The organism is Luteolibacter sp. LG18, from assembly GCF_036322585.1.
Lineage (GTDB): Bacteria > Verrucomicrobiota > Verrucomicrobiia > Verrucomicrobiales > Akkermansiaceae > Luteolibacter.
The window spans coordinates 702778-715404 of the sequence record NZ_AP024600.1 but is presented as its reverse complement, the minus strand read 5'-3'; the positions used below and the strand labels follow the sequence as shown (position 1 = coordinate 715404).

The 12627-nt window shown below is 65.3% G+C and carries 13 protein-coding genes; 9 read left to right on the top strand and 4 right to left on the bottom strand.

Annotated elements, in window-relative coordinates; all coding sequences use genetic code 11:
* Nucleotides 1-14: 14 nt before the first annotated feature.
* The 3 genes from llg_RS02945 (at nucleotide 15) to cimA (ending at nucleotide 4064) form a co-directional block, all read left to right on the top strand.
* Nucleotides 15-1757, top strand: a complete 1743-nt coding sequence (locus llg_RS02945; RefSeq protein ID WP_338288066.1) for an SMP-30/gluconolactonase/LRE family protein — start codon at nucleotides 15-17, stop codon at nucleotides 1755-1757.
* Between the two features lie 259 nt (nucleotides 1758-2016).
* Entirely contained in the window at nucleotides 2017-2376 is a 360-nt protein-coding gene (locus tag llg_RS02940; protein WP_338288065.1) for a hypothetical protein, read from the top strand.
* Between the two features lie 125 nt (nucleotides 2377-2501).
* Entirely contained in the window at nucleotides 2502-4064 is a 1563-nt protein-coding gene (gene cimA / locus llg_RS02935) for a citramalate synthase (protein ID WP_338288064.1), read from the top strand.
* Nucleotides 4065-4216: 152 nt separating this feature from the next.
* Here cimA and llg_RS02930 read toward each other — a convergent pair whose 3' ends face one another.
* Together llg_RS02930 and llg_RS02925 are read right to left on the bottom strand one after the other, a co-directional pair.
* A complete protein-coding gene (locus tag llg_RS02930; protein WP_338288063.1) occupies nucleotides 4217-4846 on the bottom strand; it encodes a hypothetical protein in 630 nt (209 codons plus the stop codon).
* Nucleotides 4847-4848: 2 nt separating this feature from the next.
* Nucleotides 4849-5226 carry an RNA-binding protein gene (locus tag llg_RS02925; protein WP_338288061.1) on the bottom strand — a complete coding sequence of 126 codons (378 nt, stop codon included), beginning with the start codon at nucleotides 5224-5226 and terminating at the stop codon, nucleotides 4849-4851.
* A 105-nt stretch (nucleotides 5227-5331) separates the two neighbouring features.
* Here llg_RS02925 and llg_RS02920 point away from each other — a divergent pair, with 105 nt between their 5' ends.
* The 4 genes from llg_RS02920 (at nucleotide 5332) to llg_RS02905 (ending at nucleotide 9280) form a co-directional block, all read left to right on the top strand.
* Nucleotides 5332-6414, top strand: coding sequence for an SAM-dependent methyltransferase (locus tag llg_RS02920; protein WP_338288059.1), 1083 nt, complete (start codon nucleotides 5332-5334; stop codon nucleotides 6412-6414).
* Between the two features lie 188 nt (nucleotides 6415-6602).
* Nucleotides 6603-6890 (top strand): hypothetical protein, encoded by a 288-nt coding sequence (locus llg_RS02915; RefSeq protein ID WP_338288058.1) that lies wholly within the window; start codon nucleotides 6603-6605, stop codon nucleotides 6888-6890.
* A gap of 113 nt (nucleotides 6891-7003) precedes the next feature.
* Nucleotides 7004-7252, top strand: coding sequence for a hypothetical protein (locus llg_RS02910; protein ID WP_338288057.1), 249 nt, complete (start codon nucleotides 7004-7006; stop codon nucleotides 7250-7252).
* A 63-nt stretch (nucleotides 7253-7315) separates the two neighbouring features.
* Complete coding sequence (locus llg_RS02905; RefSeq protein WP_338288056.1) at nucleotides 7316-9280, top strand: DUF455 family protein; 1965 nt, start codon at nucleotides 7316-7318, stop codon at nucleotides 9278-9280.
* Between the two features lie 6 nt (nucleotides 9281-9286).
* Here llg_RS02905 and llg_RS02900 read toward each other — a convergent pair whose 3' ends face one another.
* Both llg_RS02900 and llg_RS02895 read right to left on the bottom strand, forming a co-directional pair.
* Nucleotides 9287-9802 (bottom strand): hypothetical protein, encoded by a 516-nt coding sequence (locus llg_RS02900; RefSeq protein ID WP_338288055.1) that lies wholly within the window; start codon nucleotides 9800-9802, stop codon nucleotides 9287-9289.
* A 289-nt stretch (nucleotides 9803-10091) separates the two neighbouring features.
* Nucleotides 10092-10844 (bottom strand): TSUP family transporter, encoded by a 753-nt coding sequence (locus tag llg_RS02895; protein ID WP_338288053.1) that lies wholly within the window; start codon nucleotides 10842-10844, stop codon nucleotides 10092-10094.
* 104 nt (nucleotides 10845-10948) lie between these two features.
* Between llg_RS02895 and llg_RS02890 the strand changes: the two genes are divergently transcribed.
* On the top strand, nucleotides 10949-11461 hold the full coding sequence (locus tag llg_RS02890; protein WP_338288051.1) for a DUF2062 domain-containing protein: 513 nt from the start codon (nucleotides 10949-10951) through the stop codon (nucleotides 11459-11461).
* Nucleotide 11462: 1 nt separating this feature from the next.
* On the top strand, nucleotides 11463-12626 hold the full coding sequence (locus tag llg_RS02885; RefSeq protein ID WP_338288050.1) for a glycosyltransferase: 1164 nt from the start codon (nucleotides 11463-11465) through the stop codon (nucleotides 12624-12626).
* The last annotated feature ends 1 nt before the right edge of the window (nucleotide 12627 follow it).

Sequence of the window (12627 nt, the reverse complement as noted above, 5' to 3'; positions counted from 1 at the left end):
CCTGCTTTGATCCCATGAAAGCCCTCCTCCTTGCCCCGCTTCTGGTGTTGCCCGCCCTCGCGGCGGAAGGCCCCTATCCGGTCGATCCCGCGTCCGTGCGCCACGAGGGCGTGCCCTTCGGCACCGTCACCAAGCACACCTTCGCCGCGAGCAAGGTCTACCCCGGCACCACCCGCGATTACTGGGTCTACACCCCGGCGCAGTATGATCCCGCCAAGCCCGCTTGCCTGATGGTCTTCCAGGACGGAAGCGGCTACGTGAACGAGAAGGGCGCGGACAAGGTGCCGATCGTTTTCGACAACCTCATCCACTCGAAGGAAATGCCCGTCACCATCGGGCTCTTCGTCGATCCCGGCGTCACCCCGGCCGCCGATGCCAAGGCCCTGCCGCGCTACAACCGCAGCTACGAATACGATGCCTTCAGCGGCGACTACGCGAAGTTCCTCACCGACGAACTGATCCCGGAGGTGGCGAAGGAACGGAACCTCAGCCCGAACCCCGATCACCGCGGCCTGTGCGGTGCGTCCTCGGGCGGTTGCGCCTCGTTCTTCGCCGCTTGGAAACGCCCGGACCAGTTCCGCCGCGTGTACTCCATGATCGGCACCTTCGTCGGCCTGCGTGGCGGCGATGAACTGGCCACCCTCGTTCGCAAGACCGAGCCGTTGCCACTGCGCGTGTTCCTTCAGGACGGCTCGAACGACCAGAACATCTACTGCGGCGACTGGTGGATGGCGAACCAGGAGATGGAGCGTTCGCTCCAGTTCGCCGGCTATGAGGTGAACCACGCCTGGGGCGAGGGGCCGCACTCCCACCAGCACGGTGGCGCGATCCTGCCGGACGCCATGCGCTGGCTGTGGAAGGATTTCCCGAAGCCCGTCGAAGTCCACTACGATGCCTCCAAGGGCCGCGCCAAGGACATGCTCATCCCCGGCAAGGACTGGGAGCTGGTCAGCGAGGGCCATGGGTTCACCGAAGGGCCCGTGCCAGGACCGGATGGCACCGTGTTCTTCTCGGACATCCCGAAAAACGTCATCCACCGCGTAGGCACCGATGGGAAGGTGTCCGCCTTCCTTGAAAACACCCGCGGCACCAATGGCCTGACCTTCGGCCCGGATGGCCGCCTCTACGGTTGCCGCACCGGCAGCGGCGAGATCGTGTCCTGGGACATCGCCACCAAGGAGGAGAAGGTCCACGCCACCGACATCAAGGGCAATGACCTCACCGTGGCCCGCGATGGCACCATCTACGCCACCGAGCCCGCCAAACACGCCGTCTGGATCATCCGCCCCGGGCAGGACAAGACCCTCGGCAGCGATGCTTTCCGCGGCGTGAACGGCGTTTCGCTCACGCCCGACCAGAGCCGCCTCGATGTCGCCGATCCCGGCGGCCGCTACATCTGGTCCGCCACCCGTCTCGCCGATGGTTCGCTGGCCAATGTCCAGCCCTACCACCACCTCCACCTGCCGCCCGCCGATCCCGATCCGGGCAGCAAGGCGGACGGCATCCGCGTCACCAAGGACGGCTGGCTGCTCGCCGCCACCGCCATCGGCATCCAGATCTTCGACCAGCCCGGCCGCGTGAACCTCATCCTGCCGCCCGTGCCCGGCGCGCGCTATCCCTCGAACCTCTGCTTCGCCGGGCCGGAGAAGAAAACCCTCTACGTCACCTGCGGTGACAAGGTCTTCAAACGCGAAACCAAGCTCACCGGCGCGATGGCCTGGGAAGATCCGGTCACCCCGCCGAAGCCGCATCTGTGATTGTAGCCGGAAGCTCCAGCTTTCGGATTGTCTCCGCCAGCTCCAGTTGGCGGGGGCCGGTTGGGCCAAACGATCACCACCCCGCGAAGACGGACGACTGGAGCCGTCCGATACATTCTGAAAGCGGAGCTTTCAGCTACAATGGGGCGTTCCTCTCGTGGGATGGCCTCCCCAAGGCACCTTGATTCCGTGGCGTTAGACGGCTGCTTGTATCGGGCGGACGTCAATGCTCTGGTGGCGGCGGGCTTCCGCTCAAGAGATGTTCAAGCTATCCACCATCTTCCGGCGTGGCCACCGGGCCGCCAGGGAGTCCGATTTCGGACGCCGTTTCGGTTGGTTTGTCGAGAGGCACGGAGAGGTGATCGGGGAACTCGACTACCTGGGGTGGTGCGCCGACCTCCAGTTTTGGCACGGTTACCGGGTGACTTGGCGCAGCCCGGAAGATGCCGCCACGGACCCGGATGATTGGATTGCCAGGCGGCTGGTCCTGCGGAACCGGCGCTACACGGACGTGGTGGTCGAGTCCTTCCTCACAGCTTCTGGTTTTGAGGAGGACCAGATCACGGTTCGGGGGGCATCAGTGAGTCTTGAACGAATCCGGCAGGGGGACCGGATGTGATTCTCCGTGTGCCGGATGGTGGTGCTTTAAATGGTGGATTGATTCCCCAAAAGCGACCTCCTTCATCTTGAATGGATTGCCGGTTGCCGAACCGGGGGCGGCCCGGTAGTCTCCGCGCCCCATCGATGAAACCGGTATTCCTCTACGATACGACGCTGCGTGACGGCACGCAGGGCGAAGGATTCCAACTTTCAGGCCTCGACAAGCTGCGAATTGCCGAGCGTCTGGACGCATTCGGCATCGATTATATTGAAGGCGGCTGGCCGGGTTCGAATCCGAAGGACGTCGAGTTTTTCCAAGCGGCGAAGTCCCTCAAGCTCAAGCACGCGAAGCTCGCGGCCTTCGGCTCCACCCGCCGTGCCGACACCAAGGTCGAGGACGACGCCCAGGTCCGCCTGCTGCTGGAGGCGGAAACGCCGGTCGTCACCATCTTCGGAAAGAGCTGGGAACTCCAGGTCACCGAGGTCCTCCGCACCACGCCGGAGGAAAACCGCGCGATGATCCGCGACACCGTGGCCCACCTCAAGAAGCACGGCCGCGAGGTGATCTACGACGCCGAGCATTTCTTCGACGGCTACAAGGACTCCGCCGAGCACGCGCTCGCCACCCTCCAGGCCGCCGCCGATGGCGGGGCCGATTGCCTCGTGCTCTGCGACACCAACGGCGGCACGCTGCCCCACGAGGTGAAGGAAATCTGCGAGGTCGTCCGCGCCCGCATCCCCGGCACCCCGGTCGGCATCCACACCCACAACGATTGCGAGCTGGCCGTCGCCAATGCCATCGCCTCCGTCCAAGGCGGCGCGATCCAGATCCAGGGCACCATCAACGGCTACGGCGAGCGCACCGGAAATTGCAACCTCACCTCCGTCATCCCGATCCTCCAGCTCAAGATGGGCCTCACCGTGGTCCCGGCGTTGGAGAACCTTCTCGATCTTTCGTACTACGTGGATGATGTGTCGAACAACCCGCACTTCGCCCGCGCGCCCTTCGTCGGCCGCACCGCCTTTGCCCACAAGGGCGGCATGCATGTCAACGCGGTGAAGAAGCTCGCCCGCAGCTACGAGCACATCGTGCCGGCGTCCGTCGGCAATTCGCAGAACATCCTCGTCTCCGAACTCAGCGGCCAGGACAACATCCTGATCAAGGCCGAGCAGCTCGGCTTGGGCCTCGAAAAGGGGTCGCCGGTCGCGAAGGCCGTGCTCCAGAAGGTGAAGGAGCTCGAGCATGAGGGCTACTCCTTCGAGGCCGCCGGTGGTTCGCTGGAACTCCTCATCCGCCGCGAGCAGGGCACCTACACGAAGCCCTTCGACCTGAAGGAATACCACACCAGCTTCCGCAAGTACCGCGACGGCCATGACCCGGTCTGCGAGGCCACCGTGAAGCTCTACGTCGACAACACCCCGGAATACACCGTGGCGGAAGGTCACGGCGTGGTGAACGCCCTCGACGTCGCGCTGCGCAAGGCGCTGCTGCCCTTCTACCCGGAGATCGCGAACATCTCGCTGGTGGACTACAAGGTCCGCATCGTCGATGGCCACGACGCCACCGCCGCCAAGACCCGCGTGCTCATCGAAACCACCGACGGTCACGAAAGCTGGGGCACCATCGGCGTTTCGGAGAACATCATCGAGGCGAGCTGGATCGCCATCGTGGACGGCATCGACCTCTTCCTCCAGAAGCGGAAGTAAAGACCCAAGGAGTGGCGGCTTTCGAGCCGCCATGATGGCGAACGACGTCCATTCGCTTTCCTGCGATCGGGATCTTGAGGGACCCGATCGTAACGAAGCAATGGATGTCATTTGGAACATGGCGGCTCGAAAGCCGCCACTCCCAGTGAGGCCTACCCCACCTTCGCCAGCTCCGTCGCCCGCCACAGGTACCACGCGGCGTGCGACCGGTGCGGGCGGAATTTCTCGCCCAGCGCGTCCAGTTCCTTTGGCTTTGGCATCGCGTCCAGCCCGTAGGCCCATTGGTAGCCGCTGCGGACGCCGAAGTCATCCACCGGCCACACGTTCCCGCGGCCGAGCGTGAAGATCAGCAGCATCTCCACCGTCCATTTGCCGATGCCGCGCACCTGCGTCAGCCGGGCAATGATTTCCTCATCGGAAAGCGTCTCGATTTCCTTCCGTCCCGGCACCACGCCCGAGATCGCCTTTTCCGCGAGGTCGCGGATCGCCGCCGTCTTCGCCCGGGAGAATCCCACGCCGCGCAGGTCGTCGTCGCTCACTCCGGCCAGCGCCTTCGGGCCGGGCTCGCGGCCGCCGGGAAAGAGCTTCCGGTAGCGGCCTAAAATCGTCTGCGCCGCCTTGCCGTGGAGCTGCTGATGCGCCACCGCGCTCACCAGCGCTTGGAACGGCGTGCGTTTCGTCTCGTATTCCATCGCGCAGGGCCCCACCCGGCCGATGAGTCCCTTCATCGTCGGACATGCCTTCTTCAGGTAGGCCACCGCCTTGGAATGATCCGGCACCATGGTCAGCGGCGCTTGCGCGGCCCGGGGCGCGGCCCCGATCGCGGGCCGGACCGGGAGCCACCGCGGGGGCGGAATGTCGGGCGCTGGGGTTCTTCTTCACCTTCCTCGGGTTGATTGGCGGCCTTGCCCTTCTTCACCGAAGACGCGGCGGCCTTTTTCACCCGTAGCTCGTTCGCGCCCACCTGCATGCCGTTCAGCTCGTGGATCGCCATCATCGCCTCCTTGGTGGATTTGAACTCGGCGAACGCGAACCCCTTCGAGCGGCCGGTTTCCTCGTCCATCACGAGGTCGAGGGAAACCACCTTGCCGAACTTGCGGAGCAGGGCGTGGAGCTGGATGCGGTCGGTCGCGCGGTCGAGATTGCGGATCAGGATGATCATGGAATTGCGGTGGAGCGGCACTGTAGGCGGGAACCTTCCCGGAAACGAGCATGGATTCTTGGCGGGGCGCCGGTTTCCTGACACGGTCGCGCCCCGCTCCGCCTCATGTCCGCTCCGTCCCCTGCATTTCCGCCTGTTTCCGGTTGGTTGATCCGCGTCTCCGAAGTCTTCGGCGACCTCACCGCGGACGTCGTCGGGCGCACCGGCGCCACCTCCTCCACGCCGCTGGGCAGCGAGTATCACCTGCTGAAGGGCACGGATCTCGCCGCGATTCGCGGCTCGGACGTCGGCCACTTCATCCGCTGGAACATGCCCGTCCACCATAGTTGGCCGTGCAATCCGCAGAAGACGGACAGCTTCATCGAAAAGGCCGCCCAGGCGCTGTTCCGGAAATTCGGCCAGCTCCCGCTCCAGGCGATCCTCGTCGGCCAGCTCGATCCCAGCTCGCCGAACAAATACTACAAGACCCTCGCCTCGAACCTCCGTGGCCGCACCCTCCAACTCTTCCCGAACGTCGGCAAAATCGAGGTCGAGGACCAGGATCCCGCCGCGCCGACCCTGTTCTGCCTGGTCGGGCCGGAAGGTCTGTTCTGCGGTGTCCAGAGCCCGCGGGACGCCAATGGCTTCCACCCCGGCGGCACCCGCTACATCAGCCAGAACGCGCCGGGAACCATCAGCCGCGCCGGCGCGAAGATCGCTGAGGCCCTGCACTACCTCCGTCTCCACCGCCCGCCGCTTGCCGCGGGCAGCCACTGGCTCGAACTCGGGGCCAGCCCCGGCGGCATGACGTCCGAGTTGCTGAAGCGCGGCCACCGTGTCACCGCCGTCGACCGCGCCCCGCTCGACCCGCGCCTCGACAAAGCCAGCGGCCTGACCTTCTCGCGCGCCGATGTCGCCACCTTCCAGCCGCCCACGGGCGAGAGCTACGACGCCTTCCTCTCCGACCTCAACGGCAGCGCCCGCGATTCCATCGGCTACATCATCCGCCTCTCCAGCCACCTGCGGAAGGGCGGCCTCGTCGTCTTCACCCTGAAGACCTCGGACGCCACCACCGTGGAGGCCGTCAACGAGCTCTACCAATCCGTCACCGCCCACGCGAAGGCGGTCGGCCTGAACCGTTTCGCCACCACCCATCTGACCTACAACCGCCAGGAGTTCACCCTGTTCTTCGAGCGGACGAAGGCTTGAGGCGAATTGCACGGGCCGGGCGAAATGCCCATGCGAATTGCGGGAACTCCACGTTCCAAATCCGGGGCGTGGGCGTGAATTATGCTCTGTATTGATTTGATATAGAGTGTGTTGTCGTGGTGGTTGGTGCTGCGGAATGCCAACTGCAACTGGATTCACCAAGGAGTCAGAACAACCTCCGGAAATCCATGAAATCGATGTTCCTCAAAGTCGTTGCGACCGTGCTCGTCGGCTTCACCGCGGTTTCCTGTACCACCACCTACGATGCGTACGGAAATCCCCGTGAGTCCGTCGACCCGCTCGCGGCCGCGGCCGTCGCCGGTGTCGCCGGCTACGCCATCGGGCACAACAACCGGCCGAAGTATTACTACGGCGGCCCCTATTACCGCCCGTACTACCGCAACAACTGGGGACCGCGCTATGTCGCGCGCCCGGGTGGCTACTACGCCTTCCGCCACCGCGGATACTGGCGCTGAGCCCACTGTGGCGTGATCCTCGAAAGCCGTTCGGAAATCCTCCGGGCGGCTTTTTCGTGGGCTCGTCCCTGCAAAATCCGTGGCATGGGCTATGGTCGGGATGGAGCAATTCCATGAAAAGCAACCTCATCAAAGCGGTCGCCGTGGCGCTCGTCGGTCTGACGGTCGCTTCCTGCACCACCTATTACGATGCCTACGGCTATCCCCAGCAGTCCGTCGACCCGCTGGCCGCCGCCGCCATCGCCGGAGCCGCCGGCTATGCCATCGGCCACAACAACCGGCCGAAGTATTACTACTACGGACGTCCGTACTGGGGTCCGAGGCCCTATTACTATTACCACCATCATCATCACCCTTGGTAGTGATGCAGGCGGTCTGGATTTCGGAATGTCCAACGGCTGAAGAGCGGGCATCATCGCGCCGCCATGCAGATGCGTGAAGCGGCAGAGCGGATTCTTTTCGCATCGACCCTCGAGGAGAAGCTCCAGCTCGCTCCCGCCCACGTGCGTGATGACCAGCCCGGCAAGGCGATCCTCGTCCCCGCGGATGGCCCCGGCCGCCCTACCGAACTCCGCCTCGGCGGCAAGGGCGTGAAGGTGGATTTCCCCGGCACCCACCGCCTTGATGACGACCGCGAGCGCGGCAAGCTCCTGCACTTCTTAGCGAACCACGAGCTGCTCGCCGCCGAGCTGATGGCGCTGGTGCTGCTCAAGTTTCCCGATGCCCCGAAGGAATACCGCGCCGGCGTCTACGAGGCGATGCGCGAGGAGCAGATGCACACGCTCATGTATCTGCGGCGGATGAAGGAATGCGGCATTCATTTCGGCGAACTGCCGCTGAACGACTTTTTCTGGAAACTGGTGGCGCCGGTGGAGTCGCCGCTGGAGTTCGTGACCCGGCTCAATCTCACCTTCGAGCAGGCGAACCTCGATTTCTCCAAGCACTACGCCGCGCTCTTCCGCGAGGCCGGGGACAGTGCCACCGCCGCGGTGCTGGAAAAAATCTACCAGGACGAGATCGGCCACGTCGGCCATGGCGTGAAATGGTTCCGTCACTGGAAGGAGCACGGCACTTCCGATTGGGACGCCTTCTGCCAGGCCCAGCGACTGCCACTCAGCGCCGCCCGGGCGAAGGGTGTGGCTCCGTTCAATGCCGAGGGCCGCCGCCTCGCCGGACTCGACGAGGACTTCATCCGCCATCTGGAGATCTACGGCCAATCCCGCGGCCGCACGCCGGTGGTCACGTGGTTCAATCCCGATGCCGAGTCGCACGTGATGGCGGCGGTCACTGGCACCCGCTACGATCCGAACAAGCACGCCGTCGCCCTCGATGAGGATCTGGAGATCCTCGCGCTCGTCTGGTGCCGGAAGGATGACATCGCCGTGTTGCGCCGTCCTCCCTCCGCCGCGCACCTCGCGTCCTTGCAGGCCGCGGGGCTGGAGATTCCGGAGATCGTCTCCCGCGCCGATCTCGCCACGCTCGCGGAGCGGAAACTCGGTGGCTTGCGGCCGTGGGCATGGTCGCCGGATGCTTCGACCTTGTTCAAGGAACTCGCGGACAACATCGCTCCCGGCATGCCGCAGCCGTGGCGCGAGGCCTTGCCGCCGATTTGTTTTTCGAAGGAGCTCGGCGTGCGATTGGAAGACGCACTCGCCATTCCCGTGGAAGACCGCGGCGCGCTGGTGGCGGATGTCGGATCCGCGGAAGCCGCCATCCGCGCCATCCGCGCCATCCATGCCGGAGGCCGATCCGCCCTCGCCAAGGCGGCCTACTCCTGCGCGGGCCGCGGCCATTTCCGCATCGATCCCGGCAAGCTCGATGACGCCGCCGGCGCGTGGCTCCGCCAGGCGCTCGACAAACACCGCGCCATTGTCATCGAGCCATGGCTCCAGCGCGTCCTCGATTTCTCCGCGCTCTACGAGATCGAGCCGGGTGGCGGCATCCGCCTCATCGGCATGACCGTGATGGAGAACGATGCTGCCGGGCGTTTCACCGGCACCCGTGTCGCGTGGAAATGGGGCTCGATGCTCGATCCGGAAACCGCCGCCTATTTCTTCGGCGCGGGGCAGGGGATGGAGTGGGTGGAGCATCGTATTCCCGCCGCACTGCCTGAGTTGCTGCCCGGCTACACGGGGCCGGTCGGCATCGATGCGATGATCCACCGTTGTGCCGATGGCTCGCTCGCGTTGAAGCCGGTGGTCGAGGTGAACGTGCGCATGACCATGGGCCGTGTGGCGCTGGAACTTCAGAAGCGAAAGGCCTTCCGCGGCAATGGCCGCTTCCGCATCCTCCGCAAGAAGACTTTCGATGGCCCGCAGCCCGGCCGCACCCTTCTCACCGATCCCTCCACCGCGAAGGAGTTCATCGCCGTGTGGGAGAAGGGCGCGTAGGCACGTTCATTCGCCCCGTCCCAAGTCGAGGCGTTGGGGATCGCTCGCACGACCATAGCGGACCGCGGTGTCCGTCAGGTCCAGGATGTTCGGGGAGTCCTCGTAATTCGGACCATCGGCGGTCGGTTGGGGCGGTGCCGCGGCCTTGAGCTTCAATTCCCGGTAGCTCCAATGCGTGCCGGTGTTCCGCAGCATCAAATAGGCTCGTCGCGGGAAGGTCGGCGAGCGGTCTTCGACGATCACGATCGTTTTGCCCGTGGGACTTTCGAACACCAGGCCGCGGTCGTTCTTGCGGTAATTCTCCGCGAACTCTCCCTCGCCGGAGGGATCGGAAAGGAAGGACGGGGCTTCGGCGAGCGGGGTGCCGGCAGAAGAAACCAGCGACCATTTCGACCACGTTCTGGCACCATCGCCGCCACCCACCAGCGGCCGCGATTCATCGTCGGCGGAACAGGCCTTGCCCGCGTGATGAACCAGCTCTCCGCCGCTCGCCAGCGGGACCACCGTTCGCGGATAAGTCATCGCACCACCGCGGGAAGCAGCTTGGGGAACCTGCACCGCGCATCCCGTCAATCCCAGCAATAGAACCAGCCATCGTCTCATCGGCGGGAGGATGGGGAGATCGGGGATTCGATAAACTCTATTCTACTTCGTAAACGAGGTGCGTTTGGCGAGGGAGCGGCCCAAGGTGGTGATTTCAACCGCAGATGGAAGAGGGGATGGCTTTCTTCCGGCCGTGTAGGAGAATTGGATATGCGAGGGTGTGGGGCAATCCACCCCACCTGCACTGTCACCAGTGCAGCTACGAAGATCAGCCCCATGCGTCCCACAGCAGCTTCGCGGTCATCGCGAACACCACCGTGAGGAATACCGGCCGGATCACGCCCGCGCCGCGGCGGATGGCGAGTCCCGCTCCGGCCCGTGCGCCGAGGAGTTGCCCGGCGATCATCACCGCACCCACCGTGAAATGCACCGAACCTCCGGCGAGGAAGATCGCCAGCGCGCCCACGTTGCTGGCGAGGTTCGCCGCCTTGGTGTAGCCCGTGGCCTCGCGCAGGTCGCAGCCCATCAGGGTCACCAGCGCCACCGTCCAGAACGAGCCCGTGCCCGGCCCGAAGAAGCCGTCATAGAATCCCAGTCCGATCCCGAAGACTGCCGCGAAGACCGCCGGGGCCAGCTTCCGGGTCCCGCGTTGCAGCCCGAACCGCCGGTTCAGCGCCGTGTAAACCGCCACCGTTGCCAGCATCCACGGGATCACCCGTTTCAGCAGATCCTTGTCCAGCGCGCTCACCGCGAAGGCTCCGACCATGCTCGCGACGAGGGCCGCCACCACCGCCAGCCGGATGCCCTCGGTCCGCAGTAGGCCCGCCTTCAGGTAGCGGCTCACGGCCACCGCGGTGCCGAAGGTCGATTGGAACTTGTTCGTGCCCAGTGCGATCCGTGGCGGCAACCCCGCCGCCAACAGCGCCGGGACCGTGATCAGGCCGCCGCCGCCCGCGATCGCGTCGATGAAACCACCCGTCAATCCAGCCAGGAACAATAGCAGGTAAGTCCACGGTGACATCGTCCGCCACCGAGAATGATGCCTTTGGGCCTTGCGGGAAGCGCGATTTTCGTTCCTTGGAGGCGTGCATGTGGCATCGTTGCCACGGTACTCCCGACGCATTCATGGCCCTTTTCCGCAAAGCTTGGCTCTGGATCCACCAAAAGTGGACTCACCTTTTCCTGCTCAAGGACCGCCCGCACTCCATCGCGCTGGGAGTGGGGCTCGGCATGTTCTGGGGCTTCACCCCCTTTCTGGGGCTCAAAACCCTGCTCGCCATGGGCACCGCCCGTCTGTTCCGCGGAAACGTCGTGGCCTCCGCCATTGCCGTGCAGCTCCATGACGTCGTGTTCCCGATTGCCCCGTGGCTGCTCTACTGGGAATACCGCGTCGGCTTCTGGCTCATCAGCAGGCCCCATCACTTCCCGCTCCGGGAAGGCCATGTCGCCGATCTCAAGATGGCCGATTGGCTGCACTGGAAGATGGTGGTCAACATCGGCCCGCCCTTGCTCGCCGGGTCGCTGTTGGTCGCGGTGCCGACCGGCCTGATCAGCTACGCCCTCATGCTGCGCTATCTCGAACGCCGCGAGGCCAAACGCGCCGCCGTCCGGCCGCTCGACGAGTTCCCCGGTGTATGAAATGATCCCCGCCCTCCTGCTGCTGCTCGTTCTCGCCGGGTTGGTGGCGGCCCTCGCCCTCACCCTCTGGCACCTCGCCCGCTTTCCCGTGCTGGTGGAGGTGCCGCCGCCCGCGCATGGCCCGCGGGTGTCCATCCTGCTGCCCGCGCGCAACGAGGCGGCGAATATCGAGGCCTGCCTCGGCACCCTCATGGCCCAGGATTGGCCGGACCTGGAAATCCTGATCCTCGACGATCATTCCACCGATGGCACCGGCGATCTCGCCCGCGCCATGGCCGATGAACGCGTCCGCGTGCTCGCGGGAAAGGATCTGCCGGATGGCTGGGCCGGGAAACCCTGGGCCTGCCAGCAGCTCGCCGATGCCGCCACCGGCGGGTGGCTGCTGTTCATCGATGCCGATACCCGCCACGCCCCCGGCACGGTGAGCGCGGCGATGGCCCTCTGCGCCACCACCCGTCCGGATCTGCTCACCGCCTGGCCGCGCCACGTCACCATCACCTGGGGAGAAAAGGCGCTCGTTCCGCTGATGTATCTCTTCGCCGTGGTGTTCTCGCCGCCGTGCTTGTTCATGCACGCGCAGGACCATCCCGAGTTCGCCGCGCGTTGGTTTCCCTACGGCCTTTCCCATCTCGGCACCGCGAACGGGCCCTTCATGCTTTTTTCCCGCAGCGGCTACGATCGCCTCGGCGGCCACGCCGCCCACCGCGACCAATTGCTGGAGGACGTCAGCTTCGCCCGTGCTGTCGCGGCACGGATGGGCGAGGGGATGCGGCTCATCAATGCCGATGGCCACCGCTTCGTGTCCTGCCGGATGTATGAATCCACCCGTGCCGTGTGGAATGGCTTCACCCGCAGCACCCATTCCCTCTACCGAGGCCAACCTCGCTACGCCCCGGTGGTGTCGGCGATCAGTGTCGGCTCCCTGTTCCTGCTGCCCTTCATCGCCGCCTGCGTGCCGGGGCGCTGGCAGCCGCTCGCCTGGGTGGAAGTGGGGCTCATCTATCTCATCCGCCTGCTGCTCGCCCTGCGTCACCGCACCTCCATGGCGGGTGCGCTGCTGCACCCGCTCGCCATCGCGATGATGCACCTGATCGGCATCCGCTCGTGGTGGAAGTCCACCCGCGGCGGCGTCGAGTGGCGGGGCAGGAGCTACGTGGTGAAGTAGC

Excerpts from the sequence above, each read along its gene's own strand:
- llg_RS02920 (WP_338288059.1), top strand. The coding sequence starts at position 5,332 with ATGTCCGCTCCGTCCCCTGCATTTCCGCCTGTTTCCGGTTGGTTGATC.
- llg_RS02930 (WP_338288063.1), bottom strand. The coding sequence starts at position 4,846 with ATGGTGCCGGATCATTCCAAGGCGGTGGCCTACCTGAAGAAGGCATGT.
- llg_RS02895 (WP_338288053.1), bottom strand. The coding sequence starts at position 10,844 with ATGTCACCGTGGACTTACCTGCTATTGTTCCTGGCTGGATTGACGGGT.
- llg_RS02905 (WP_338288056.1), top strand. The coding sequence starts at position 7,316 with ATGCAGATGCGTGAAGCGGCAGAGCGGATTCTTTTCGCATCGACCCTC.
- llg_RS02915 (WP_338288058.1), top strand. The coding sequence starts at position 6,603 with ATGAAATCGATGTTCCTCAAAGTCGTTGCGACCGTGCTCGTCGGCTTC.
- llg_RS02940 (WP_338288065.1), top strand. The coding sequence starts at position 2,017 with ATGTTCAAGCTATCCACCATCTTCCGGCGTGGCCACCGGGCCGCCAGG.
- cimA (WP_338288064.1), top strand. The coding sequence starts at position 2,502 with ATGAAACCGGTATTCCTCTACGATACGACGCTGCGTGACGGCACGCAG.
- llg_RS02885 (WP_338288050.1), top strand. The coding sequence starts at position 11,463 with ATGATCCCCGCCCTCCTGCTGCTGCTCGTTCTCGCCGGGTTGGTGGCG.
- llg_RS02910 (WP_338288057.1), top strand. The coding sequence starts at position 7,004 with ATGAAAAGCAACCTCATCAAAGCGGTCGCCGTGGCGCTCGTCGGTCTG.
- llg_RS02925 (WP_338288061.1), bottom strand. The coding sequence starts at position 5,226 with ATGATCATCCTGATCCGCAATCTCGACCGCGCGACCGACCGCATCCAG.
- llg_RS02900 (WP_338288055.1), bottom strand. The coding sequence starts at position 9,802 with ATGACTTATCCGCGAACGGTGGTCCCGCTGGCGAGCGGCGGAGAGCTG.
- llg_RS02890 (WP_338288051.1), top strand. The coding sequence starts at position 10,949 with ATGGCCCTTTTCCGCAAAGCTTGGCTCTGGATCCACCAAAAGTGGACT.
- llg_RS02945 (WP_338288066.1), top strand. The coding sequence starts at position 15 with ATGAAAGCCCTCCTCCTTGCCCCGCTTCTGGTGTTGCCCGCCCTCGCG.